The sequence below is a fragment of the Erythrobacter alti genome (assembly GCF_037996805.1).
Classification (GTDB): Bacteria; Pseudomonadota; Alphaproteobacteria; order Sphingomonadales; family Sphingomonadaceae; genus Alteraurantiacibacter; species Alteraurantiacibacter alti.
This window is the reverse complement of sequence record NZ_JBBNAX010000008.1, coordinates 271368-296576: the sequence shown is the minus strand read 5'-3', so window position 1 is coordinate 296576 and position 25209 is coordinate 271368. Positions and strand designations below refer to the sequence as shown.

General features: G+C 58.5%; 17 protein-coding genes, 3 tRNA genes and 3 rRNA genes. 8 read left to right on the top strand and 15 right to left on the bottom strand.

Features of this window, described 5'->3' with window-relative positions:
• Position 1: 1 nt before the first annotated feature.
• Genes AAC850_RS11205 through AAC850_RS11185 form a run of 5 tightly spaced genes read right to left on the bottom strand, consistent with a single transcriptional unit; the run spans position 2 to position 4683 of the window.
• Positions 2–973, bottom strand: a complete 972-nt coding sequence (locus AAC850_RS11205) for a thiamine pyrophosphate-dependent dehydrogenase E1 component subunit alpha (RefSeq protein WP_340588831.1) — start codon at positions 971–973, stop codon at positions 2–4.
• Complete coding sequence (locus AAC850_RS11200) at positions 973–2316, bottom strand: aromatic ring-hydroxylating oxygenase subunit alpha (protein ID WP_340588830.1); 1344 nt, start codon at positions 2314–2316, stop codon at positions 973–975. The genes AAC850_RS11205 and AAC850_RS11200 overlap by 1 nt, the downstream gene beginning before the upstream one ends.
• Positions 2317–2339: 23 nt before the next feature.
• Positions 2340–3101: an SDR family NAD(P)-dependent oxidoreductase gene (locus AAC850_RS11195; RefSeq protein ID WP_340588829.1), complete on the bottom strand. Its 762-nt coding sequence runs from the start codon at positions 3099–3101 to the stop codon at positions 2340–2342.
• A gap of 3 nt (positions 3102–3104) precedes the next feature.
• A complete protein-coding gene (locus AAC850_RS11190) occupies positions 3105–3869 on the bottom strand; it encodes an SDR family NAD(P)-dependent oxidoreductase (RefSeq protein ID WP_340588828.1) in 765 nt (254 codons plus the stop codon).
• Between the two features lie 58 nt (positions 3870–3927).
• Positions 3928–4683 carry an SDR family oxidoreductase gene (locus AAC850_RS11185; protein ID WP_340588827.1) on the bottom strand — a complete coding sequence of 252 codons (756 nt, stop codon included), beginning with the start codon at positions 4681–4683 and terminating at the stop codon, positions 3928–3930.
• A gap of 113 nt (positions 4684–4796) precedes the next feature.
• Here AAC850_RS11185 and AAC850_RS11180 point away from each other — a divergent pair, with 113 nt between their 5' ends.
• Entirely contained in the window at positions 4797–5441 is a 645-nt protein-coding gene (locus AAC850_RS11180) for a TetR/AcrR family transcriptional regulator (RefSeq protein WP_340588826.1), read from the top strand.
• Between the two features lie 3 nt (positions 5442–5444).
• Here AAC850_RS11180 and AAC850_RS11175 read toward each other — a convergent pair whose 3' ends face one another.
• Positions 5445–6173 (bottom strand): ThuA domain-containing protein, encoded by a 729-nt coding sequence (locus AAC850_RS11175; RefSeq protein ID WP_340588825.1) that lies wholly within the window; start codon positions 6171–6173, stop codon positions 5445–5447.
• 101 nt (positions 6174–6274) lie between these two features.
• Here AAC850_RS11175 and AAC850_RS11170 point away from each other — a divergent pair, with 101 nt between their 5' ends.
• Positions 6275–7489, top strand: coding sequence for a CaiB/BaiF CoA transferase family protein (locus AAC850_RS11170; RefSeq protein ID WP_340588824.1), 1215 nt, complete (start codon positions 6275–6277; stop codon positions 7487–7489).
• Here AAC850_RS11170 and AAC850_RS11165 read toward each other — a convergent pair.
• Positions 7477–7845, bottom strand: coding sequence for a Zn-ribbon domain-containing OB-fold protein (locus tag AAC850_RS11165; RefSeq protein ID WP_340588823.1), 369 nt, complete (start codon positions 7843–7845; stop codon positions 7477–7479). The two genes, AAC850_RS11170 and AAC850_RS11165, sit on opposite strands and share 13 nt — an antisense overlap.
• A 53-nt stretch (positions 7846–7898) precedes the next feature.
• On the opposite strand from AAC850_RS11165, the gene AAC850_RS11160 reads away from it, so the two are divergent.
• Both AAC850_RS11160 and AAC850_RS11155 read left to right on the top strand, forming a co-directional pair.
• On the top strand, positions 7899–9047 hold the full coding sequence (locus AAC850_RS11160; RefSeq protein ID WP_340588822.1) for an acetyl-CoA acetyltransferase: 1149 nt from the start codon (positions 7899–7901) through the stop codon (positions 9045–9047).
• A 25-nt stretch (positions 9048–9072) separates the two neighbouring features.
• On the top strand, positions 9073–9630 hold the full coding sequence (locus AAC850_RS11155; RefSeq protein WP_340588821.1) for a carboxymuconolactone decarboxylase family protein: 558 nt from the start codon (positions 9073–9075) through the stop codon (positions 9628–9630).
• Positions 9631–9870: 240 nt separating this feature from the next.
• On the opposite strand, the gene AAC850_RS11150 is transcribed toward AAC850_RS11155, so the two are convergent.
• The 7 genes from AAC850_RS11150 to AAC850_RS11120 form a co-directional block, all read right to left on the bottom strand.
• Positions 9871–9947: transfer RNA gene (locus tag AAC850_RS11150), tRNA-Met, on the bottom strand.
• Between the two features lie 155 nt (positions 9948–10102).
• Positions 10103–10217: ribosomal RNA gene (gene rrf, locus AAC850_RS11145) — 5S ribosomal RNA — on the bottom strand.
• Positions 10218–10366: 149 nt separating this feature from the next.
• A 23S ribosomal RNA gene (locus tag AAC850_RS11140) occupies positions 10367–13154 on the bottom strand.
• Between the two features lie 274 nt (positions 13155–13428).
• Positions 13429–13504, bottom strand: a tRNA-Ala gene (locus tag AAC850_RS11135).
• 23 nt (positions 13505–13527) lie between these two features.
• Positions 13528–13604: transfer RNA gene (locus AAC850_RS11130), tRNA-Ile, on the bottom strand.
• A 194-nt stretch (positions 13605–13798) separates the two neighbouring features.
• Positions 13799–15285, bottom strand: a 16S ribosomal RNA gene (locus AAC850_RS11125).
• The 16S, 23S and 5S rRNA genes sit together here with 3 tRNA genes alongside, the layout of an rRNA operon.
• 576 nt (positions 15286–15861) lie before the next feature.
• Positions 15862–16659, bottom strand: coding sequence for a hypothetical protein (locus tag AAC850_RS11120; protein WP_340588820.1), 798 nt, complete (start codon positions 16657–16659; stop codon positions 15862–15864).
• Between the two features lie 106 nt (positions 16660–16765).
• On the opposite strand from AAC850_RS11120, the gene AAC850_RS11115 reads away from it, so the two are divergent.
• The 4 genes from AAC850_RS11115 (at position 16766) to AAC850_RS11100 (ending at position 22267) form a co-directional block, all read left to right on the top strand.
• A complete protein-coding gene (locus AAC850_RS11115; protein ID WP_340588959.1) occupies positions 16766–17770 on the top strand; it encodes a glycosyltransferase in 1005 nt (334 codons plus the stop codon).
• Complete coding sequence (locus AAC850_RS11110) at positions 17763–19289, top strand: oligosaccharide flippase family protein (protein WP_340588819.1); 1527 nt, start codon at positions 17763–17765, stop codon at positions 19287–19289. Before AAC850_RS11115 ends, AAC850_RS11110 begins: the two co-directional genes overlap by 8 nt.
• A 101-nt stretch (positions 19290–19390) precedes the next feature.
• Positions 19391–20404 carry an aspartyl protease family protein gene (locus AAC850_RS11105; protein ID WP_340588818.1) on the top strand — a complete coding sequence of 338 codons (1014 nt, stop codon included), beginning with the start codon at positions 19391–19393 and terminating at the stop codon, positions 20402–20404.
• A 99-nt stretch (positions 20405–20503) separates the two neighbouring features.
• Entirely contained in the window at positions 20504–22267 is a 1764-nt protein-coding gene (locus AAC850_RS11100; protein ID WP_340588958.1) for an ABCB family ABC transporter ATP-binding protein/permease, read from the top strand.
• Positions 22268–22287: 20 nt separating this feature from the next.
• Here the strand turns inward: AAC850_RS11100 and AAC850_RS11095 are convergent, their stop codons facing one another.
• Entirely contained in the window at positions 22288–25128 is a 2841-nt protein-coding gene (locus AAC850_RS11095; protein WP_340588817.1) for a M16 family metallopeptidase, read from the bottom strand.
• Positions 25129–25209: the final 81 nt, after the last annotated feature.

The following is a 25209-nucleotide window of genomic DNA, read 5'->3' as shown; positions in this document are numbered from 1 at the left end:
CTCAATAGGTCGCATAAACATCTTCCTCGATTTGCGAGGGATCGCATTTTTCAGCAGCGCGCGCTTCTTCGACCGCAGCATCGATAAGGCTGGTCACCTCAGCGTCGATGGCATCGAGTTCGGCGGTCTGAAGCTGCTCCAGCGTGGTTTCATGCGCGCGGAAAATCTTGAGCGCGTCGCGCTCTTCGCGCAGCCGGTCTACCTCGCCCTTGGCCCGGTAACGCTGCGGATCGCCTTCGAAATGTCCGTAAAAACGTTCGGTATCGAGTTCGATGGCGGCGGGCCAGCCCTTGCCGCGCACATGGTCGAGCAGTTCGGCCATTGTTTCGAAAGTATCGTAGAAATCGCAGCCATTGGCACGCCATACTTCCATGCCAAAAGCGCGGGCACGGCTGGCGATATCCTTGTCGGTCGCCACGGCATAGCTGTCGCCTGTGTGTTCCGAATAATGATTGTTCTCGAACACGAAGATCGCGGGTACCTGTATGACAGCCGCCATGTTCATCGCCTCGAAGGTGGTGCCCTGATTGCAGGCACCGTCACCGGAGAAGGCGATGGCGACCTTTCCCTTGCCCTCGGCCCGTGCGGCAATCGCTGCACCCACGGCCTGCGGCGCGCCTGCACCGACGATGCCGTTTGCGCCGAGCATCCCGATGGACGTGTCGGCAATATGCATGGAGCCACCCCGCCCCTTGCACAGACCTTCGCGGCGGCCGTAGATCTCCTTCATCATCGCCTTCACGTCGCAGCCCTTGGCGATGCAATGGCCGTGGCCGCGATGGGTGGAAACGATCATGTCATCGGTATCGAGATGTTCGCACACGCCCACAGCCGCGGCTTCCTGCCCGGCATAAAGGTGCGTGAAGCCGGGTATTTCGCCCTTGGCAATCTCTTCGTGGAGCCGTTCTTCGAACTGCCGGATCGTGGCCATGCGGCGATAGGCACGGAGCAATCCGTCACGCGAATATTGCATCAGATATCCCCCTCGCCCGGACCGTTCTTGCCATACAGATAATCGCTCAGGGTGCGGTGGAAATGACGCAGACGCACCTCCTGTTCGCCGAGCCACAGACCGGGGAATGCTTCGCTGTTCATACCCGCCTGCACATGCGGCAAGTTGAAGGCATCCTGGTCGAGCACCTGACCGATGGTCTTGTCGCCATGCTTGAAATGCTGGTGGCGCGGCCGCTCGGGCCACTTTTCGTCACTCGGCACAAGGTCGAACATCCATATGTCGTAGAGCATCTTGTTGGGATCGGTTGGATGGGGCCGCTGCCGAAACATCATCACGTCATCCGCATGGACGTTCATCGAGACGTTGGGGAAGATCGTGTAGTGATAATCGTCGGTCAGCTGCTCGTCGTTGAGGTCCGAATAGTCTTTGCCCTGCTCCGGCCCATGCTCGCGCTTGAACTTCTGCAAGGCCTCGCGAACACCGCTGATCGGGCCTTCGTATTCGGCCGGGTCCATTCCGGCAGCCTCCATCATTCCCGCAATCAGTGGCGGCATGTTCGACGGCAACTGGACGCGCGGGCTGACCGAGGCGAAAGGTATCAGATAGCGATTGTGCTTGTCGTAGCAGTCATACTGCACGTTCACATCGTCCAGATACCACTTCAATTGCGGGTGAATGCCCTGGACGTGGTAAGTTTCCGAAAAGGCATCGACGCTGGCCTTCCAGTTGCAATCCCACTCCACGGTAATATCGCGCGTCCAGGCCATGCGCTCCATGTGATAAGGGTCGAGATGCTGCGGGATTACGCCAAGGTAATCCATCAATGGCTCGACATCGGGATTAAGCGAGAACCAGACGAAACTGCCCCACTCGTCAGCCTTGACCGGGCGGACCCGGCCACAGGGCGGCGCGCCCTGCGGAAAAGTCTCCCGGTCAGGAATGTGAAGCAGCTTGCCCTTCGATGAGTATGCCCAATGGTGATAGCCGCACCGGAAAACCCCATCTTGTTCTGCGACGGAACCGATGCCTTCCTCTGGCACGAGCCGGTTTCCGCGGTGGAGGCAGACATTGTAGAACCCTGCCACGCTCCCGTCTTTCTGGCGCACCAGCAGGACAGATTCCTTGCCGATATTGGTGCAGATATAATCGCCGGGCTCGGGAATATCGTCCGAGCGCCCGCCCAACAGCCAGACCTTGCTCCACATACGGTCCCATTCCAGCTGCGCAAACTCCTTGGAAGTATAGCGCTCTGCCGGAATTATATCGTGGCCGAGATCGGGATCGGGCGCCTTCTCGATAGGCGTACCGCCTGGCAGGGCTTCTGCCGGGCGCTTGACATCCTGTTGGCGTTTAACGTCCATCTTGGGGGTATCCCGGCGTTGGCTCAGAAATGCGTATTGTTGGTAAAGCCGCCATCGACGACCAGGTGCGAGCCATTGACCCAGCTTGCCGCCGGACTGGCTAGGAAGCCGACCGCGCGGGCAATCTCCTCGGGCTTGCCGAACCGGCCTTGGGGATGTTTGCGGATCAGGGAATTGTAGAATTTCTCCATCGCACCTTTCATCATCTCCCAATTGCCACCCTCGAATTCGATCGGGCCGGGTGAGACGACGTTTACACGAATGCCGTCCTTGCCATGCGCCAGCGCCAGTTGCTTGCCATAGGTGATAAGCGACGCCTTGAGCGCATTATACGCCTGCGGACCGCCCATCTCCTCCAGCGCAGATGTACTGCCGATCAGGACGATCGAACCGCTTCCGCGCTCCACCATGCCTTCGATTACAGCATCGATGGCGCGCACCGGCCCCATTACGTCGACTGCAAAATTCCGCTCCCAGTACTTCAGGCTGCCCAGACCGCCCGACGCAGAGGAAATGGGAACGAGGATATCGACCCCGTCGAGTTCCTCGTCAGCCCATTCCATCCATTCGCGGTAGCCTTCGCCATCGGTGACATCGCAGCCCTTGCCGACGACCTTGGTGCCGTATTTCTTCAGATTGGCGACCGAGTCCTTCACTGAATCGTCGTTTCGCGCGGTAATCGCAACGTCGCAGCCTTCGCGCGCGAACAATTCGGCAATAGCATAGCCGATGCCGCGCGCGCCGCCGACGACGATTGCCTTCTTGCCCTTGAGTCCGAGATCCATAGCTTATGCCTTCCTCAATTCCTTAAAATCGTTCTTGTTGGGCAAGCGCCCAAGCTGCGCGCCTCCCGAGACCTGGATGGTCTCACCAGTTGTGAAGCAATCACGGCTCGTGAGCCACAGGACAGCCGATGCCACCTCCTCCGGAGTAACCGCACGGCATCCCAGCGGGACATGGCCAAGATAAAGTTTGGTCAGCGCGGGATCGGCGAATATCGATTGCGTCATGGGGGTTTGCGAAAATCCGGGCGCGACCGCGTTTACGCGAATACCTCGTTCACCCAGTTCCACCGCCGCAATTCGAACAAGCTGTTCGCACGCCGCCTTGGCGCAGCTGTAGGATGCCAGTCCGGCCCCTGCGAGCGCCGCCGTGACCGATGAGAACAGCACGACACTGCCACCGCCGGACATGGCAGGTGCCGCATGTTTTAGTAGTAATGCGTTTGCCGTGAAGTGCAGCTCCATCTGGTCTTCGAGCTGCGCCCGCTCAATCCGCGCGATTCCTCCTGCGCAGGTGGTGCCAGCGGCATTGACCACAATTTCCACTGGACCCGAACTTTCGAACAGCGTGGCAAGCGATGCTTCGTCACGAATGTTGCAGACCGCGTGTCGTCCATCCAGTTCACGTGCCAGTTGAGAAATGGCCTCTTCACTGCGCGCAGCGACGGTGACATGGCAGCCGGAAGCGGCCAGCCGCCGCGCCACGGCCTCGCCGAGACCGCCACGGCTCGATGCCCCGATGACGAGTGCTTTCCTGCCTTTGTCGCTCATACCCCAATCCTAGGACATGCAGCCAACACTGCAAGAAAAAAGTCAGGCATGATTGTTTTTAAGGTCGAATGCTCGAGCCATTGTCGATCAGATATTCGCCGCCGGTCAGGAAGCGCGCTTCGTCACTGCACAGGAAGACGATCAGGCTGGCCACGTCGGACGGTGCACCGATCGCGCCGGGCGGCAATACGCCCTCGTCGACTTTTACCTCCTGTCCTGGGCGGCCCATCGCCCCCTGGATCATCGGAGTCTCGATTGCAGATGGATGCAAGGTGTTGCAGCGGATTTTGTATCCCTTGTCCTGGCAATGGATCACCAGCGACTTGCTCATCGAGCGCACCGCGCCCTTGGCCGCGGAGTAGGCAAAAAAGGGCGGGAAGCCGAGATGGCTGGCGGTCGAGCACATGTTGATGATAGATCCATTTTCGGACTTGGCGAGCAGCGGAAGACCAAGCTGGCATCCGAAGAAGACGCCCTTGCACATGATATCCATAGTGCGATCGAACTGCGCTTCGGTCGTTTCCTCCGGATCGGCAACAACGACGATCCCGGCATTGTTTACCAATATATCGAGCCGGCCATGATCGCTCGAGATGCGTGAATACACCGCTTCCCAGTCACCGCGTGACGACACGTCATGCTTCAAGGCTACCGCTTTTGCGCCGATAACTTCGGCTACTGCCCTGGCGGCGTCTTCGTTCACGTCGGTGACATAGACGTGTGCGCCCTCTTCGGCGAGCCGGATACAATCGGCCTTGCCGAGACCCGAGCCGCCACCCGTCACCAAGGCAATCCGGTTTGCAAGCTTACCCATCATCGTTCTCCTCGTTGAATTATTTGACTGCGCACTTGGCAAATCGTTATGGAACCGTGCAAAGCAGGCACAGCTGCTTTTTTTAGATTGGTGGGTCCATGCCGGCACAAAAGATGATCAAAACCGACAAGACCCGCGACGGCAGCGCGCGTCCGTTGATCGAACCAACGGCGCAGGCGCTCAAAAGTGCGAAGACGCGTGCGCGTCTGATCGATGCGACCATCCGCTGCCTCGTGAAATACAGCTATGCCAATACGACGACGCCGAAGGTGGCCGAAGAAGCCGGGCTTTCGCGCGGGGCGATGTTGCATCATTTTGAAAATGGCCGCCAATTGATGCAGGCAACGCTGGTGGAATTGCACCACAAACGCCTGCGTGCGTTTCGCCGTGCTGCAGGAACGATGGACCATGATGCACGCACCTTGCTGCGCGCTTATTGGGATCAATTGCTCCGCCCCAACTTCATCGCGTTTCAGGAACTTGCCAATGCTTCGCGCACGGACAAGGAGCTGGCTACCGTGCTTGAACCGGTACGTCGGGAGTTCGAAGAACGCTGGCACGAACTTGCCATCGAGCTGTTTCCCGAATGGGCTGACGATATGGCAGCATTCAAGCTCGCCCTCGCCCTGACGCAAAACACGCTGGAGGGCATGGCGCTCAACCGGGTAACACAGGGCATTGACGACGAAACGATAGCTCTCGTGCTCGATCATATGGAAAAGGTCATTCTGGAGCTGAGACCCGACCGGAAGCGCTGACATTCAGCCACGACCTGTCCCCCAACCTATGCCGCGCCGCAGAAGCTCGTAAAATATCGGGTAATTCCAGGCACATCGTTCCGGATGCGGGAAGTAATCCGCGAGAGGCCTGAGGTCGTAATGGCCGCGGCAATGGCCCAGTGTCAGATACAGGATCGCGCCCTTGCCAACCTTGCGCTCATACAGCACCGGCACTTCCGGTTCGTGCCAATCCTGCTCCCCGAAATCGGGGCATTTACCAGAAAAGCTAGTGTGGAGCAGCGTGGTGAAACCGGAGGTTCGACGCGTCAGATAAAGTTCGTCCACCACGGAAAAATCACGCAGCCCGCGCGTCATTTTGTGTTCCCCATCCGACACATGCACCTTGTACGAACCGATGGGCGGATGGCCGACGAATTGGGTGCCGAGCAATTCCATGAATTGCGGCGCATCGTCGGGTGTCTCGATCAATCCATCGTCGGTGAGGCGAAGGATCGAATTGGTGCCATGTAGCGCAAGCCACCGCCCACCGGCGTGAAGCCAATCGAACAGCGCCGCGACCTCGTCAGGTTCTGGCACAAGGTCGCAAGTGTATGTGATGAGCAAGTCCGCCTGGTCAATCAGTTGGCTGTCGCCATAACTCGCCGCCACACTTGTACGCAGTTCGGGAACTTCGGCGAGCAACTTGAGCAGTTCGAGCCGGGCAAAGTCGATGTCATGATATTTGCCAGCCGCAATCAGATGAACCTTCACCTGCTTTCTCCCATTGATCGTGCCCTTCTTTCCATCTGATCTTGCACTTCGGACATTCCTGCCGCAAAAACAAGCATGACTGTTTTTTTAAAGATGCATCCATGACCACTGCAGGTGCGGGTAAAGGCCCTCTGAAGGGCGTCAGGGTCCTCGATCTCACGAGCGTGTTGATGGGACCTTACACAACACAAATCTTTGCCGACCTGGGTGCGGATGTAATCAAGGTCGAATCGCCCACCGGCGATACAACGCGATTCCTTCCGCCAGGTCCGGCAGATGATTGCAGCGCGATGTTCATGAACGTCAATCGTGGAAAGCGCAGCCTCGTACTCGACCTCAAGCAGCCAGCCGCTCGCGATGCGCTGGTCCGGATGGCGAGCCAGGCCGATGTCTTCATCCATTCGATGCGCGCCAAGGCTATAGCCCGGCTCGGACTCGCCTATGCCGATCTGAAATTGGCGAACCCGAATATCATTTACGCCAATCTCTACGGCTATGGCCGGGACGGTCCCTATGCCGATTACCCCGCCTATGACGATATCGTACAGGCAGCGTCTGGAATAGTCGATCTACAGGCAGCGCTTTCAGGCGGGGAGCCGACATATCTTGCCACTGTCGTTGCAGACAAGGTTGCCGGACTGACCGCGGCCTATGCGGTGATAGCCGCCTTGTTCGACCGCGAGCGAAGCGAGTGTGGACAGGAAATCGAAGTCCCGATGTTCGAAACCCTGGCATCATTCTCCATGGTCGAGCATCTATGCGGTGCCATGTTCGACCCGCCCATCGGGCCGACCGGCTATGCAAGGGCGCTGTCTCCTGAACGCAAACCCTACCGCACCAGGGACGGCCATATCGCGGTGATGATCTACAACGATCGTCACTGGAAAAACTTTTTCGACGCGATTGGTAACCCAGAGTGGTCGCAAGACCCGATCTTCTCTTCGTTGCGGATGCGCACGCAAAACATCAGCAAGGTGCTGGGTCATCTGGGTGCGGTGCTGGCACAGCGGACAACCGCCGAGTGGATGGAGCTTTTCGAAAAGGCGCAATGCCCTGCAATGCCGGTCCGTTCGATTGATGATCTGATCGAGGATCCACATCTCGCGAGCGTGGGTTTCTGGCACCATTGCGAAACGCCAGACGGTTCGATCCGGATGCCCGGTGTTCCCGTTCGCTTTTCGGAAACGCCCGGTATGGCTGGGCGCCCCGGTCCACGCCTGGGCGCCGACAGCCGCGATGTACTGGATGAAGCCGGTTTCTCCGAGAGTGAAATCGAGGAGCTGCTCAGGCCAATCGAAAAGGATCAGGCCGGATGAAAGACGATCTGCATTCCATCGTCTGTTGCGGCAATCCGGGCGCGCACCGGGTCACCGATAGCGATGTCTTCAGGTCGTTCACTCTCGACCCGGCTCATCATCCGCGCGCCTTCTTCCAGATCGACAAGCACCACATTGTAAGGCTGCTGCGGCGGCTTGGGATAAATGACGCTGACAGCGTAAACTGTACCAAGTCCCGAGGCTTCCACCCATTCGAGCGACTGCCCCTTCGGTCCGGCAAGGCGCGGGGGGAAATAAGTTGTACCATCGACAGGGTCACGCTGGATGAGGAACCGGCCATCAGCCAGTGCGGCGCGCCAATGTGTTTCAGGCGGAACAACAGAGCATTGGGTCATGGCAACCGGATATGGCGCTTGCAGACTTGCGTCAATCAAGCGTCATGACCGGGATGGAGCCTTTCCCCCGTGCAGAGGCCGCGATTGCGGGCCTCGCAACTTTTGGCATTGGCGAGGCGCCCGGCTTCAACGCAATCGAACTTGCAGCGCAGGCTGGCCTGCTTGCGATGCGGGACTCCGGCCTCGACCTCCATGAAGTGGATGCAGTTTTCTGCTGCCTGCCCAATGATCTGTTCGGCGGGCTTGCACTTGCCGAGTATTACGGACTGGCACCTCGTTTCACCGACAGCAACCGCACCGGCGGTTCCTCGTTTGCCAGTCATGTCATCACCGCAAGCATGATGCTGCACGCAGGCTATATCGACTGCGCCCTGATCGCCTATGGGTCCAACCAGCGCAGCAACGGTGGCAAACTGGCAACGCCCGCGAGAAGCAGCGTGTGGGAGCAACCTTATAACCCGCTCTATCCGCTCACCAGCTACGCACTGGCCGCCGCGCGGCACATGCATGAGTTCGGCACCACCCGCGCGCAAATGGCAAGTGTGGCAGTGGCGGCGCGGCAATGGGCAAACACCAATCCAGAAGCCTTTGCGAAGGGTCCGCTTTCGATTGCGGATTGTCTCGAGGCGCGGATTATCAGTTCGCCAATAAGCAAGTCCGACTGCTGTCTCGTCACAGATGGTGCGGCAGCGATCGTGTTGACGCGAACCGACCGCGCCAAGGCCGGCCCTCGCCCTGCGGTTCCAATCCTGGGGGCAGCTGCCGCGACCTGGCACAATGCCATCAGCAACATGCCCGACCTGACCCAGACAGCAGCTCGTGAATCTGGCGCGCGGGCGATGGCGGCCGCAGGGGTCTCGGCTTCTGATTTCGACACGGTGCAGCTATATGACGCGTTCACGATCAACACGATCCTGTTTCTAGAAGACCTGGGGTTCTGTGCCAAAGGGGAAGGTGGCCAATTCGTGGAGAGCGGCGCGATCGCACCGGGTGGCAGTTTGCCGGTTAATACCAATGGCGGCGGACTAAGCTGCTGCCACCCCGGCATGTACGGACTGTTCGCCATCATCGAGGCCGCACGCCAGATCCGAGGCGAAGCTGCGAACCAGCAGGTCGGCGCGCAATTGTGTCTGGCTCACACCAATGGCGGCGCGCTCTCGAGCCAGGCGAGCGTTGTGATGGGTTCTATCGACACGATCTAAGCACGCAATCTTAAGGAGAGAAGCCATGCCCCGAATTACTATTCCGCAAGAGAACGCCCACGATCCGTTGGGCTATGCATGGTCGAAATTCACTCCTGAAATCGGCGCAGCGGCGGCAGCCTATTCACTGACGGTGTACGAGCATTCACGACTCTCCATGCGTGAGATGGAAGCCGCGCGAATGCGGACTGCATTGATCAACGGATGCCATCTCTGTCGCGATATGCGTGCAGAGCGGGATTTGGCAGGCCATATCGAGCGCAGTGGCGGCAACGCCGAGCAGGCGGCGCGAGTACGCGACAACACCCCGCCGGACGAGCAGTTCTACCGCAACATTGCGGACTGGCGCAATTCGAACGCCTATTCCGAACGCGAACGGCTCGCGATCGAATTTGCCGAACGTTTCGGAGATGCGCCACAGTCGATGGATGAAGACGAAGATTTCTGGACTGCGATGCACGACCATTTCAGCGATGCCGAGATTGTCGACCTGACCTTTGCGATCGGATCATGGGTGGCGCTGGGTCGCTTCACCCATATTCTAGCGCTCGACGGAGTCTGCATGCCGACCATGCCGGAATAACGTTGTACACGCTTGGCGTGCATATCGTTGAAATACGTCTACTTCCCAGACTGGCGGTTGAGACCGTATCGATCCTTTTCTCGAAAATGATCTCTATTGTTGTGGAGGTTGAACAAACTCAATACCTCGCCCCACGCCGTCCTATGTGGCGACCTGCTTCCTATATGCTTACAGTAGCAAACGCGAAAAGCCCCACTGGTAACAGTGAGGCTATTTTGTGATGGGTTTTCAACTAGATGATGGTTGCGGGGGTTGGATTTGAACCAACGACCTTCAGGTTATGAGCCTGACGAGCTACCGGACTGCTCCACCCCGCGTCACCGTTTTAGCCTCGCGGGCCCTGTGGATCCGGTCAGCACTCCTCCAATGATCGCATGATCGTCGGAGACAAAAAAGCCGCCGCTCGGTAATACCGGCAGCGGCGTTTTTGAAATCGTGAATGGGTTACCTTGCGCTGCCCGCCTGCTGCAATGCCTGGCGGCGACCTACTCTTCCAGTGCTTAAGCACTAGTACCATCGGCGCTACCTGGTTTCACGGCCGAGTTCGAGATGGGATCGGGTGGGTCACAGGCGCTATGACCACCAAGCAATGAAGCAGGCGGGCGTAGCAAGGTTTTAAATCGATGCACCAATCAGGTGTTTGTTGCTGTTTAAGGCGTCATTATCCGACTTAGAGAATTCCTCCTCAACACCAGCCAAGAGATTGCTCTCAGGCCTGACGTTGATGGTGGGATCCAACAAGCGCGAACAGAACTATTAGGACTGGTTAGCTTCATGCATTACTGCACTTCCACACCCAGCCTATCAACGTGATGGTCTATCACGGTTCGATGATTGCTTATCTTGAGGGAGGCTTCCCGCTTAGATGCTTTCAGCGGTTATCCCGTCCATACATAGCTACCCAGCTGCACCCTTGGCAGGATGACTGGTACACCAGAGGTATGTTCACCCCGGTCCTCTCGTACTAGGGGCAACTCCTCTCAACAATCGACGCCCACGGCAGATAGGGACCAAACTGTCTCGCGACGTTCTGAACCCAGCTCACGTACCACTTTAATTGGCGAACAGCCAAACCCTTGGGACCTGCTCCAGCCCCAGGATGTGATGAGCCGACATCGAGGTGCCAAACACTGCCGTCGATATGAGCTCTTGGGCAGTATCAGCCTGTTATCCCCGGCGTACCTTTTATCCGTTGAGCGATGGCCCTTCCACGAGGGACCACCGGATCACTATGACCGACTTTCGTCTCTGCTCGACTCGTCAGTCTCGCAGTCAGGCAGGCTTATGCCATTGCACTCTCGCAGCCGGTTTCCAACCGGCCTGAGCCTACCATCGCGCGCCTCCGTTACTCTTTAGGAGGCGACCGCCCCAGTCAAACTACCCGTCACAGAGGGTCCCTGTACCGGATAACGGTACGAGGTTAGACATCAGAAAACAGCAGGGTGGTATTTCACCTATGGCTCCCCTTGGACTGGCGCCCAAGATTCAAAGCCTCCCACCTATGCTACACAGCTCTTTCCTAATGCCACTCTGAAACTGCAGTAAAGGTGCACGGGGTCTTTCCGTCTAACCGCGGGTATCCCGCATCTTCACGGGAACTTCAATTTCGCTGAGCATATCCTGGAGACAGTGGGGAAGTCGTTACGCCATTCGTGCAGGTCGGAACTTACCCGACAAGGAATTTCGCTACCTTAGGACCGTTATAGTTACGGCCGCCGTTTACTGGGGCTTCAATTCGGAGCTTGCACTCCTCCTCTTAACCTTCCAGCACCGGGCAGGCGTCAGACCCTATACGTCGTCTTGAAGCCGACTTAGCAGAGTCCTGTGTTTTTGATAAACAGTCGCTACCCCCTGGCCTGTGCCCCCTCCAATTGCTTGCGCAAAAAGAGGGCCTCCTTCTTCCGAAGGTACGGAGGCAATTTGCCGAGTTCCTTCAGGATACTTCACTCAAGCGCCTTGGTATACTCTACCTGACCACCTGTGTCGGTTTCGGGTACGGTCTATATGGAGAGGCTATTTCCCGGGACCACTTGGCCGCCCATTCAATCCAATAAGAATGAACAACTTCCACAATCCGTCACACATCTCCAGGCCCACGAATATTAACGTGGTTCCCATCGACTACCCCCTTCGGGCTCGTCTTAGGGGCCGGCTTACCCTGCGCCGATTAGCGTTGCGCAGGAACCCTTGGTCTTTCGGCGAGAGGGCATCTCACCCTCTTTATCGCTACTCATGTCAGCATTCGCACTTCCGATATCTCCACCGTCGGTTACCCTTCGGCTTCATCAACTTACGGAACGCTCCGCTACCGCTGCAGTAAACTGCAACCCTAAGCTTCGGTGCATTACTTTAGCCCCGTTACATCTTCGCCGCAGGAACCCTTATTTAGACCAGTGAGCTGTTACGCTTTCTTTAAAGGATGGCTGCTTCTAAGCCAACCTCCTGGTTGTTTTGGGATTCCCACATGCTTTCCCACTTAGTAATGACTTGGGGACCTTAGCTGTAGGTTAGGGCTGTTTCCCTTTTGACGACGGACCTTAGCACCCGCCGTCTGTCTGCCAGACAAGACTCATTGGTATTCGGAGTTTGGTTAGGTTTGGTACCGCTCGCGCGGCCCTAGCCCATCCAGTGCTCTACCCCCAATGGCATACATCTGACGCTCTACCTCAATAGATTTCGCGGAGAACCAGCTATTTCCCGGCTTGATTGGCCTTTCACCCCTAAACACAACTCATCCGATAATTTTTCAACATTAAACGGTTCGGCCCTCCAGTGCGTGTTACCGCACCTTCAGCCTGGTCATGCCTAGATCGCCGGGGTTCGGGTCTAATCCATCATACTTATTCGCCCTATTCAGACTCGCTTTCGCTGCGCCTACACCTAACGGCTTAAGCTTGCATGGTAGATTAAGTCACTGACCCATTATGCAAGAGGTACGCTGTCACCCCCTATGGGGCTCCAACTGATTGTAAGCATTCGGTTTCAGGTACTATTTCACTCCCCTAATCGGGGTGCTTTTCACCTTTCCCTCACGGTACTGTGTTCGCTATCGGTCATGTACGAGTATTTAGGCTTGGAGGGTGGTCCCCCCATGTTCAGACAGGATTTCACGTGTCCCGCCCTACTCAAGTCCTTCATCATCACTTTCGCATACGGGGCTGTCACCCACTATGGCCACTCTTTCCAAAGTGTTTTGCTAGTTGAAATGAAGGCACTGGCCTGGTCCGCGTTCGCTCGCCACTACTAACGGAATCTCGGTTGATGTCTTTTCCTCCGGGTACTGAGATGTTTCAGTTCCCCGGGTTCGCTTCACCAAGCCTATATATTCAGCTCGGTGATACCTTATCCACCTCTCCACCAATCCCCGAAGGGACAAGAGAAGAAATGGTGAAGGTGGGTTTCCCCATTCGGAAATCGCCGGATCAAAGTTTGCTCACAACTCCCCGACGCTTATCGCAGCGTGCCACGTCCTTCATCGCCTGTACATGCCAAGGCATCCACCAAATGCTCTTACCTCACGCTTGAGAATCCACACCATCAACGACAAGCCTGCATAACGCTTGTTCGCTTAAAGATGGTACGGAGAAATTATCTCAGCCAGATAATCAATTTGATTGATTTGTGATGATATCGCCTGCGCAGATCTCGAGCCCGAAGGTCCGAACCTTTGCGACGATACCGCCACGGCATCGATTTAAAAACCCATTCACAATGTCAAAGACAGCGGTCGAAACCGCCTACCCGCAAACGCGGGATCCGTTTTCTCTTCATCTCTGGAGAATTCTGCCTGGTTAAGGCTGGTGGAGCCTATCGGGATCGAACCGATGACCCCCTGCTTGCAAAGCAGGTGCTCTCCCAGCTGAGCTAAGGCCCCGCACCAATTTGTAACCAGGTAAATGGTGGGCCTGAGAGGATTTGAACCTCTGACCTCACCCTTATCAGGGGTGCGCTCTAACCAACTGAGCTACAGGCCCACACTGCCATACGCTGGCGCAACATTCCTAAAAGGAAGGCGGCCGCGGGCGGCGTGAGCCAGCTCAGGCGTAAACACGAACTCGCGTTCGCGTTTCTCCAGTGATGAAGGGACATGAGGACGACGGCATGTTCTTTGGAGCTGGAGGAAGCACTTCCGAGAACAAGTCCCGGCGCTTTCCGCCAAAATCCTTAGAAAGGAGGTGATCCAGCCGCAGGTTCCCCTACGGCTACCTTGTTACGACTTCACCCCAGTCGCTGATCCCACCGTGGTTAGCTGCCTCCTGTAAACAGGTTAGCGCACTACCTTCGGGTGAAACCAACTCCCATGGCGTGACGGGCGGTGTGTACAAGGCCTGGGAACGTATTCACCGCGGCATGCTGATCCGCGATTACTAGCGATTCCGCCTTCATGCTCTCGAGTTGCAGAGAACAATCCGAACTGAGACATCTTTTGGAGATTAGCTAACCCTCGCGGGATCGCTGCTCACTGTAGATGCCATTGTAGCACGTGTGTAGCCCAGCCTGTAAGGGCCATGAGGACTTGACGTCATCCCCACCTTCCTCCGGCTTATCACCGGCAGTTTCCTTAAAGTGCCCAACTGAATGATGGCAACTAAGGATGAGGGTTGCGCTCGTTGCGGGACTTAACCCAACATCTCACGACACGAGCTGACGACAGCCATGCAGCACCTGTCACTTCGTCCCGAAGGAAGGAAACGATCTCTCGTAACCGTCGAAGGATGTCAAAGGCTGGTAAGGTTCTGCGCGTTGCTTCGAATTAAACCACATGCTCCACCGCTTGTGCAGGCCCCCGTCAATTCCTTTGAGTTTTAATCTTGCGACCGTACTCCCCAGGCGGATAACTTAATGCGTTAGCTGCGCCACCCAAGCTCTATGAGCCCGGACAGCTAGTTATCATCGTTTACGGCGTGGACTACCAGGGTATCTAATCCTGTTTGCTCCCCACGCTTTCGCACCTCAGCGTCAATACTTGTCCAGCGAGTCGCCTTCGCCACTGGTGTTCTTCCGAATATCTACGAATTTCACCTCTACACTCGGAATTCCACTCGCCTCTCCAAGATTCTAGTCTAGCAGTTTCAAGGGCAGTTCCGGAGTTGAGCTCCGGGATTTCACCCCTGACTTAATAGACCGCCTACGTGCGCTTTACGCCCAGTATTTCCGAACAACGCTAGCTCCCTCCGTATTACCGCGGCTGCTGGCACGGAGTTAGCCGGAGCTTATTCTCCAGGTACTGTCATTATCATCCCTGGTAAAAGAGCTTTACAACCCTAAGGCCTTCATCACTCACGCGGCATTGCTGGATCAGGCTTTCGCCCATTGTCCAATATTCCCCACTGCTGCCTCCCGTAGGAGTCTGGGCCGTGTCTCAGTCCCAGTGTGGCTGATCATCCTCTAAGACCAGCTATGGATCGTCGCCTTGGTGAGCCTTTACCTCACCAACTAGCTAATCCAACGCGGGCCCATCCTAAGGCGATAAATCTTTGGTCCGAAGACATTATCCGGTATTAGCAGCGATTTCTCACTGTTATTCCGAACCTAAGGGCAGGTTCCCACGCGTTACGCACCCGTGCGCCACTAACCCCGAAGGGTTCGTTCGACTTGCATGTGTTAGGCATGCCGCCAGCGTTCGTTCTGAGCCAGGATCAAACTCTCAAGTTTGTGTCACACACCAAGCAAGCACGATCCGAAGATCGCCAACCTGCTAGGCATGAGCTTCAAGGAGCCGATACCTGCACTGTCAAACGTAATGGATACGAAGGACATGCATCACCCAACCCAGACGTGGAGCCTGGAGATGGATGTGGTTTCGGCTTAAATTAACCGGTACTCGGAGCCTTGAGGTCCCCGGACCGGGCGCCGTCGCCCACATGTCCCTTCATCTAAAATCGACAATGTCAAAGAGCCACCAGACAATAAAAACCGGACAGCGAAGGCATCCCCGATTTACACCGGGGGACCGGCTATCCGTTTATGTTGGCGACCGAACGTTGCGAGGCCGGTAGAAACCGTCAGCGCCGCGTCGGTGAGAGGGCATATATGTGGGGCATTGAGTCGGGTCAACGCCTTTTTGCAATTTTATTTCAAATTAGATGATTACCCGCGGAAATCTGCGGTTTTTTCCGGCAAATTTTGGCCAATGAGGTGTGAGCCGAGGACGGTGGCGCTGCATTGGATCATGAAATTGCGGTGACATTCGGCGATTCACCCGGATTAATGGCCCGTGCAGCAGGCGATTCACCTGTTTGTTGCGGGAATCGGGTCCGCCGCAGCGACAGCCACGGCGAAAGCGCCAGCGAGCGAGATACCGACAAGCTCGCCGAAATCTTCGAGGCTGCCTGCAACCACCTCTTGCAAGCTCCCGGTTGCGAGCATCGCGTGTACAGCGTCCACGGCGATGCCGAAGATGGCGGCGAATCCGATCAGGGCGACAATCAGCAGCATAGCCTGTTCGACCGGAACGATGTCTTTGTGAAAAAGCGGGGCAAGCGTGGCGAGCGCCACCAGGGCAAACGCCGAAAGGAACAGCAGCTCCCCGATCTGATGTGGAGGCAACAGCAAATCGGTCGGCAACGCCCCGCCTAGAACGACGCCCACCTGTTCGTGCAATTGCAAGGCATTGTCGGCCAACACCAGCGCGAGCAAGATCGTGGCCATGGCTATCTGTCGGCGGCGGTGGCGATAGAACAGCATCAGAAGTGCGCAGATGCCGAGTGCTGTCATCACATGCTCGAAAATCTCGCCAAGGCCCATTTCCTGCGAGAGGTTGAACCAGTTTGGGAGTTCCGTTCCGTCGAGCACCGCATATCGAAACGCCATGTCGAGTCCCAACAGCCAGCAATCAGCCATCAGCGTCGCCACGATAACGGCACTAGCGAGCACGGACTGCCGGATCGCCTTGGCCCAGTGCGCGAGGCCGGCCAGGCCTGTCGCCCACCTATCGATCAGCCAATTGCTTACTCGTAATTCCATAAGGCCGATGATCCCCACTGCATGTTGGTTGGCCGCCAGTCTGGCACGGAGTGGTAAAGCCACCGTTACCCATCACACGGCGCAGGACTTGGTCATTCAAGCAATCTTTACGCCTCGCCGCTACGAGCGGGGGACCAAAAAGGAAGGTTTCGGGTCAGTGGCGGCAGCAATGAACAGTGGCGGAATTCCCACATTGAGCGTGGCAATGAGTGTCTACAATGCTGCGCGCTTCCTTCCCGATGCGGTGGATAGCATACTGGCGCAGGACTTCACCGACTTCGAACTGCTGTTACTCGACGACGGATCGACAGATGGCTCTGCACAGATTGTCGAGGACTATGCTCGGCGCGATCCACGCATCCGTCCCATCATACGGGAAAACCGCGGGCTTATCGTCAGCCTCAACCAGATGCTGGACGAAGCACGGGCAGATATCGTGGCACGAATGGACGCGGACGACATCGCCTTACCGCAACGCTTCACGCGCCAGATGCAATTTCTGGCCGATAACCCGCAGTGCGGCGTCGTTGGGACGTGGTGTTACGATATCGACGAAGACGGGAACCAAATGGCCTATGATCCCGGCCACCCCGTTACGCACGATGATTTTCTCGACAACATCCGCAACGGCGGTCCGCTGCTATGCCATCCATCGGTGATGTTTCGCCGCGATCTTGTGCTCGCGCAGGGAGGGTATCACCAGGCATTCCGCCATTGCGAAGATCTCGACCTGTGGCTGCGCCTCGCCTCGGTCACCCAAATTGCTAACATCCCGGAACCGCTGTTGCAGTATCGTCATTACAGCGGGCAGGTTTCCAAGCGCCATGCAACCGAACAGCAGGTTGGTGCGGCAATTGCCTATGAAGCGTACAAGCTGCGCGAAGAGGGTAGGCCCGATCCCACTGCCGAAATGGAGCGCCTGCCCGCCATAGATCAGCTCGACAAGGTGTTCTGCAAGCCGGGCGTGGCGCGGCAGGTTCGCCGGCACGTAACGGACAACATCCTCTATTCGCCAGTCGCCTTGCGCGCCGACGGATTCGACATCGTCATGCAGCATGTCGCCGAAGACGCCTCTGCGCCCGGCCTCTGGCGCGCTGTCCTGCGCTTGCTGAGGCTAGGCGCGCCGGGGCGCGCGATGCGCCTTGCAACCCAACTAGTGACAAGTCGTGGCTGATCGCGGCAGCGGCCTGCGCGGCCAGTCTGGAGGCGATGCACCGCTGATGACGGTCCGCGGTGCGGCGGTCATGGCCATGGCCAGCCAGCTGAGCGCTTTTGTCATACAGTTTGCCGCCAGCGTGATCCTCGCTCGCTATTTCATCGATCCCGATGAGCTGGGACTTTTTACCATCGCCTTTTCCTTCATCGCGCTGCTCGCGGTGCTACAGGAATTCGGCATCACCCGGTTCATTAATGGCGAGAAACATCTCGACGATGCGCAAATCCGCACTGCCTTCACCGTTTCGTTGTCGATCAGCTGGTCAGTGGCAATAGGCTGCGTTGCGCTAGCCTGGCCGGTATCCGCATTCTACGGCCTGCCCGATCTTCTGCCGCTGATGCTGGTGATCGCGGCAAGCTACTTCTTCGTTCCGCTCGCCATCGTGCCCATGGCGCTGGCGCAGCGTAAGATGGACTTCGTTTCCAACAGCATGACGGAAAACGGCGTGGTCTTGGCGAATGCCACTGTTGCGCTGTCGTTGGCGTGGAACGGCTACGGCGCAATGGCGCTGGCCTGGGGCGCCTTCGCCCAGCAAGTGGCGCGCATGATAATCGCGCAATGGCGCGTCGGCTTCATCCTGCCGTTCCCGCCGAGGCTCGCGGGCGCGCTGCCAATCCTGCGTTTCGGCGGATTCAATACGATTCATTCGGCGCTCTACCAAATAAGCATCAGAGTCCCCGAACTGCTGATCGGACGCCTGCTCGACACGGCCGCCCTTGGCCTGTTCGCCCGTGCCTTCGGCCTCGCCGCACAATTGCGCATGTTGGTCTCGGGCGCGCTGGCATCAGTTTTTTACCCAGCGTTCCGAAAGCTGCGCGATGATGGCGAGGCGCTCGGCCCGCACTACGAGCGCGTTACAGCAAACTATTGCGCGATTACCTGGCCGGCCATGGCAGGGCTTGCCGTCTGTGCCGTACCGTTGGTTTCCGCGCTCTATGGCGAGCGATGGATCGGTGCGGCCGTCCCGCTGCAATGGATCGCTGTATCGCAAATGCTGTTCATCGCCCTTCCGCTGCAAACCGAACTGCCGATCCTGCTGCATCGCAAGCGTGCATTGCTGTGGCGCAGTGGCTTGGAAACCAGCGCCTCGGTAGTGCTGCTGGTGGTCGGTGCATGGTTCTCGCTGGAAGCGGCGGCGGCGAGCCGCGTTGCGCATGGCTTTGTCTGGCTGGCGATCTTCGCGCCGTTCCTTGCGCGCACAATCGGGTTTGGTTGGAGCGCGATGATTCGTATCTGGCTGCAATCCGCGCTCGCGACGGGCGTGGCTGTGCTTCCGGTTGCGCTTTCTTACGCTTTTTGGGCTCCTGCTGAGAGGGCAAGCCTCGGCCAGTTGCTGGTTGCGGTGCTGCTGGGCGTGGCATTATGGCTCATCTGCCTGCGCCAGACGCGGCACCGTGCCTATATCGAGGTACATTTCTTCGCCAGTTCCGCGCTTCAACGTCTGGGGTGGAGCCGATTGATGCCTGCTCCGCTCTGACGGGGTGCGCTCCCTGATTTGGGGACTGGCCCGCGGCGTGATATTATAGCGCCATGCACGTCGCTGATGGGACGCATCGACGGGCAGGAGAGAGAGTACAAATGAACTGGCTAGCCCTTATCGGTGCTTTTGCACTGACCGGCAGCACCCTTTTCGCCCAGGGCGAGGAGCCAAGAACGGATGAAGTCGAGACTGCTGCGCAGGACCCACTTCCATCGACCGATTTGCCCATCGGACATGATCCGCTCCTCGACATCATCGCCATGGAAGTAGAGCGCAACCGGCGCATGACCGTGCCGGTGATGATCATGGGACAAGGCCCGTTCCGCTTCATGGTCGACACCGGCGCGCAGGCGACTGTCCTTTCCAGCGAGCTGGCCGAACGGCTACAACTCCACGACCGCGAAAACGCCACGCTGGTCGGCATGGCCAGCCGCCGCGCCGTGCAAACCACGATGGTGCCCGAGTTCGAACTGGGCGACCGCATCTTCACCGTCCGTACTGCTCCCATCGTGGAAGGCAGGAATATCGGCCGTGCCGATGGCATCCTGGGCCTGGACAGCCTGCAAGGCCAACGCGTCCTCATTGACTTCGACAGGGAGGAATTGCGCATCTCGGACAGTTTTGCCCAAGGCGGATCGCGCAGCTACGACATTGTCGTACGCGCGCGCGAGCGACTTGGCCAACTGATCATCAACCGTGCACGGATCGATGGTATCGTGACAGCAGTCATAATCGACACGGGGGCACAAAGCTCGATCGGCAATCTGGCGCTGCAGGAGCGGATGCGGCGTCAGCGCCTGGCGGAGGAAAACACCGTGATGACCGATGTCAACGGCATCGACATTTCGGGCGAGACGCGGATCGCGCGCATCATGGACATGGGCAACATACGCCTGACCAATTTCCCGGTAACCTTTGCCGACGCGCCCACCTTCGGCGAACTCGACCTCGCCGACCGACCGGCCATGATACTGGGCATGAGCGAATTGCGCATGTTCAGCCGCGTCGCGATCGATTTCCGCTCGCGCCGCATCCTGTTCGACATGCCGGATGAACTCACACGCGACCAGGGCTGGAATTTCAACCAGCGCGCCACCCGCTTGCGCCAATAAGCCGCCAGCCTTGCGTCATCGCCCGCTATCCCCAATTGAAGGGCTGTGAGAGATTTTGGCGACAGGACGGGCACCGGCGAAAGCGCCGATTGGGCGACAATGCGTCGCTTCCTCCCATATCTGTGGCCCAAGGGTCGTCCCGAACTCAAGCGGCGGATCATCGGTGCGGGATTTCTCGTGCTGCTGGGCAAGGCCGTGGTGCTCACCCTGCCCTTTGCCTATGCGCGCGCGGTAGACATCATGTCGGCCGATGGCGATCCGGCGGTGTGGGTCGCGATGGCGCTGGTCATTGCCTATGCGACCGGCCGCTTTGGCGGGGTCCTGTTCGACCAGCTTCGCAACATCACCTTCAACCGCGTCGGGCAGGATGCGGTGCTGGGCCTCGCGCAGGATGTGTTCTCGCGTCTGCACCGGCTGTCGCTGCGTTTCCACCTGTCGCGCCGCACGGGCGAGATTACCCGCGTGGTCGAACGCGGTACAAAATCGATCAGCTCGATGCTGTACTTCCTGCTGTTCAACATTGCTCCAACCGCCATCGAGCTGGTCGTGGTGTCGATCATTTTCTGGACCGTGTTCGGCTGGGAGCTGGTTGCCGCAACAGCCGTGACGGTGATCGCTTTCATCTGGATCACGCAGCGTATCACCGAATGGCGCGTCAAGCTGCGCAAGGAGATGAACGATCTTGACGGGCTGGCCATGGCGCGCGCGGTGGACAGCCTGCTGAACTACGAAACGGTCAAGTATTTCGGCGCGGAAGAGCGGGAAAAGCGCCGCTACACGCAATCGGCGCACGCCTATACCGAGGCATCGATCAAGACCGAAAATTCGCTCGGCCTGCTCAATATCGTGCAGGCAAGTATCCTCAACCTGATGATGGGCGGCGCGATGGCGTGGACTGTCTGGGGATGGTCGCAGGGTCGCCTCAGCCCCGGCGACCTGGTGCTGGTGAACAGCTATCTGCTGCAGCTCTTCCGCCCGCTCGATATGCTCGGCTGGGTCTATCGTTCGATCCGGCAGGGTCTGATCGACATGGCCGACATGTTCCGCCTGCTCGATACGCAGACCGAAGTCGACGATGCGCCCGGCGCGCCTGCCCTCGTGGTCAAGCGTCCGGCAGTGACCTTCGAGGATGTCAGTTTCGGTTATGACAAGGACCGCCAGATCCTGCATCGCCTCAGCTTCGAGGCACCGGCGGGCAGCACTATCGCCCTTGTAGGCTCATCTGGAGCGGGCAAGTCGACCATCGGCCGCTTGCTGTTCCGCTTCTACGATCCGTGGGATGGCCGCATCTGTATCGACGGGCAGGACATTGCCCGAGTGACGCAGGCCAGCCTGCGCGCGCAGATCGGTATCGTCCCGCAGGACAGCGTGCTGTTCAACGACACGATCGGCTACAATATCGCTTACGGCCGGAACGACCCGAGCGAAGAAGACATCCGCCAAGCCGCAGCCGATGCGTCCATCCTGCCCTTCATCCAGTCGCTTCCCAAGGGGTTCGAAACCGAGGTTGGCGAACGCGGGCTAAAATTGTCGGGTGGTGAGAAGCAGCGTGTGGCAATTGCGCGCACGCTGCTGAAAGACCCGCCCATAATACTGCTGGACGAAGCGACAAGCGCGCTCGACAGCCGGACCGAGCAAGACATCCTCGCCACGCTCAAGCGTGTGAGTGCAGATCGCACCACCATCGCCATCGCCCACCGCCTTTCGACAATTGCCGATGCCGATACCATCCATGTAATGGACGCCGGACGCATTGTGGAGACCGGCACCCATGCCAGCCTGCTACGCCGCGATGGCCTTTATACCGACATGTGGAACCGCCAGCAGAGCGAGAGCGAAGAATCGCGCGAGGCAGCGGAGTAGCCGCCTCGCGCGATCAGCTATCAATGATGGGCGTGCGGAACCTGCGGATCGAACAGGTCGAGCTGATCGGCCGGGATCACTTCAATATTCGGCCGGATTGCCCGCAAATCGTCAATAAAGGCAGCAGCATCGCCGACCACCACCAGTGTCACATCGTCGGGTGCGAAATACCGCGCTGCTGCCGCCGATGCCTGTTCGCTCGTGACCGCATCGATACGGCTGGCATATTGCGTGATCTCTGCCGGATCGATGCCCAGAGTCAACAGGCTGGCGAGCCTTCCGGCGTATCCCGATGACGTCTCGAGGCTGCGATTGTAACCGCCTGTCAGGTATAGCCGACGGCGATCGAGCAGGCTGTCGTCCAGCGGCTCGGTCCCTATCCGCCCGAATTGTTCGAGCATCACTGCGGCGACTTCATCCACTGTCTCGTTCGCGGTTTGCGCACTGGCCTGCAACAGCGGGTCTTCACGCAGCAAGCCCAGTCCCGAATACGAACCGTAGGAAAGGCCGCGATTGGTGCGGATTTCCTCGAACAACCTCCCGCTCGATCCGCCACCGAGCACGGCATTGGCTAGCAGCAGCGGGAAGTAGTGTTCGCTCGTCGAAGTTGGACCACGTCCGGTAACATAGACGGCCGCCTGACCTGCATCAGGCATGTCGATCACGACCGTGCGCGCAGGCTGCGCCGCGCCGGCGCGGTTGGTGATTTCAGCGGGCACCGGCGCATCGCTTTGCCAGTCGCCGAACAATTCTTCCGCCAGTGCGAAGGCTTGCTCGGGCGAGATGCCACCGCTCATCACGATCTGCGCACGGGCCGGATGCCAATAGGTCTCACGGTGGGTAATCAGATCTTCACGCGTGATCGCTGGCAGGGATTCCGCCGTGCCATTCGCGATCGAACCGTAAGGCGCATCGCCATACATGATCGGGCGAATGGCCATGCGCGCCAGTGATGCCGGCTCGCTCATCGCCACCCGCAGCCCATCAAGCGCACGGGCGCGTTCGCGCTCGAACACGTCCTCAGGATAGGAAGCGTTGCGGATAACGTCCGACAGCACCTCGCCCGCCGCCGCCATGTTGGCGACAGGAGCGGTAAGCGCAAAGCTGGAATTGTCGCTACTGGCATTACCGCCCATGCGTGCGCCAAGGCTTTCGAGCCGGGCGGCAATTTCCTGCGCGGTCATGCTTGCAGTGCCCTGCTCGGCAAGTGACGCCGCCATTTCGGCGATGCCGGACTTGGCGCGCGGGTCGGAAATGCTGCCGCCGGGCAGAAGCACGCTCATCGTTGCAATCGGCACATCACCCGTCTGCACCGCGAGAACCTCGATGCCGTTGGACAGCGTGTGGGTCACGAATGCGGGCGCGGTAACGACCGGCGCTTCACTCGGCCCCGGAGGTGCCTGGCGCTCACTTTCGGGCAGCACTGCGAGCGGTTCGCCTACAGCAGGCGGGAGCGTGCGGAAGGTCGGCATCGGTTCGGGATTGGCAAAGGTGGCGGGGTCAAATTCACCGCGTGAGTAGGTGATGTCGACCCGCGCATCGGGGTCGAGCCATTCGCGCGCCACGCGCTGGACATCGGCAATCGTGACATCGGCAATCGCGGCAAGCTGTCGGTCGGCAGCGCGTGGATCACCGGTGGAGACAAGCGCCTCTCCCAGCTCGAAGGCGCGACCGCGCGCGGTTTCGCGGCTGTAGAGCGAGCTGGAGATCAACTCGTTCTTGGCTTCAGCCAATTCTTCAGCAGTGACCGGTTCATCGCGTACGCGTGCAACTTCACTTGCAAGAATTGCCGCAGTGGCATCGAAATCGGCGGTTGGCGTGACAATCGCGTAATGCGCGAAAATTCCGGCTTCTTCCTGGAAATATGCGAATTGTGGAGCCTGGACGGCATGGCCCGGCTCGACCAGACCGGCATAGAGCCGGCTGTTCTGACCCCTGCCCATGATCGCGTTGAGCACTTCCAGCGCCGCCACGTCAGGGTGGGTTGCGGGCGGCAATTGCCACAATGTCCCTACCGCCGGCAGCGGCACGTTGGGCATATTGGCGGTGACCGATCGCGGCTGGGTGCGGCGGTCTTCGCGTTCCGTAATTGTCACATCGACCGGGTTGGCGCGCGGCGGAATGTCGCCGAAATACTCGTCGACCAGAGCGCGCAGATTATCCATCTCGAAATTGCCCGCAACAATAAGGCTGGCGGTGTCGGGACCGTAATATGCCTGGTGGAAGGCCCGCGCATCATCGAGCGTAGCCGCGTCAAGATCTTCCATGCTTCCGATGCCCGGGCGGCGGTGCGGCAGGTCGTCATAGGCATTTTCGGACAGGACCAGCCGCTGCAAGATGCCATAGGGCGGCGCAAGGACGCGGGTGCGGTATTCTTCCTTCACGACAGAACGTTCATTCTCGAAAACATCGTCGTCCACCACCGGGAAAGCCATGCGTTCGCGGTGCGTCCACAGCATCGTCTCCAGGTATTCGGCGGGCACGGTTTCGTAGTAATTGGTGCGATCGGTTCCGTTCGATGCATTGCGCGTGCCGCCGACATCGGCGGTGAGGTCGTTGATCATGTTGTACGGCATGTTCACCGTCTTGCGGCTCAGGATATGCTCGAACAGGTGGGCAAAACCGCTGCGGCCTTCGGGGTCCAGTTTCGAACCGATTTCGTACCACAGCGACGTGGTGACGGTGGCGGTGCTGTCGTCCTGAATTGCGATCACGCGCAGACCGTTATCGAGCGTCCATTCGGTAAATTCGATTTCGGGTGCGGTCAGGACCGGCGCATCGGCAGCATCCTGTGCGACAGCAGGCTGCGTGGACATAAGGGCAAGCGCCACGGCGCTGGTGGCAAACAGGCGAAAATTCACGGATTGGTCCCCTTCGAAGGTTTTGGCTTCCGGGAAAGGGTTAGACCATTGCACGCGCTTCCTCGCAAGCGATTGCGCCAC

What these genes read in the sequence shown, in the direction of transcription:
- AAC850_RS11115 (WP_340588959.1), top strand. Translation starts at nt 16,766, where the DNA reads ATGAACAGTGGCGGAATTCCCACATTGAGCGTGGCAATGAGTGTCTAC.
- AAC850_RS11190 (WP_340588828.1), bottom strand. Translation starts at nt 3,869, where the DNA reads ATGAGCGACAAAGGCAGGAAAGCACTCGTCATCGGGGCATCGAGCCGT.
- AAC850_RS11195 (WP_340588829.1), bottom strand. Translation starts at nt 3,101, where the DNA reads ATGGATCTCGGACTCAAGGGCAAGAAGGCAATCGTCGTCGGCGGCGCG.
- AAC850_RS11155 (WP_340588821.1), top strand. Translation starts at nt 9,073, where the DNA reads ATGCCCCGAATTACTATTCCGCAAGAGAACGCCCACGATCCGTTGGGC.
- AAC850_RS11160 (WP_340588822.1), top strand. Translation starts at nt 7,899, where the DNA reads ATGGAGCCTTTCCCCCGTGCAGAGGCCGCGATTGCGGGCCTCGCAACT.
- AAC850_RS11200 (WP_340588830.1), bottom strand. Translation starts at nt 2,316, where the DNA reads ATGGACGTTAAACGCCAACAGGATGTCAAGCGCCCGGCAGAAGCCCTG.
- AAC850_RS11105 (WP_340588818.1), top strand. Translation starts at nt 19,391, where the DNA reads ATGAACTGGCTAGCCCTTATCGGTGCTTTTGCACTGACCGGCAGCACC.
- AAC850_RS11205 (WP_340588831.1), bottom strand. Translation starts at nt 973, where the DNA reads ATGCAATATTCGCGTGACGGATTGCTCCGTGCCTATCGCCGCATGGCC.
- AAC850_RS11180 (WP_340588826.1), top strand. Translation starts at nt 4,797, where the DNA reads ATGATCAAAACCGACAAGACCCGCGACGGCAGCGCGCGTCCGTTGATC.
- AAC850_RS11165 (WP_340588823.1), bottom strand. Translation starts at nt 7,845, where the DNA reads ATGACCCAATGCTCTGTTGTTCCGCCTGAAACACATTGGCGCGCCGCA.
- AAC850_RS11170 (WP_340588824.1), top strand. Translation starts at nt 6,275, where the DNA reads ATGACCACTGCAGGTGCGGGTAAAGGCCCTCTGAAGGGCGTCAGGGTC.
- AAC850_RS11185 (WP_340588827.1), bottom strand. Translation starts at nt 4,683, where the DNA reads ATGGGTAAGCTTGCAAACCGGATTGCCTTGGTGACGGGTGGCGGCTCG.
- AAC850_RS11100 (WP_340588958.1), top strand. Translation starts at nt 20,504, where the DNA reads ATGCGTCGCTTCCTCCCATATCTGTGGCCCAAGGGTCGTCCCGAACTC.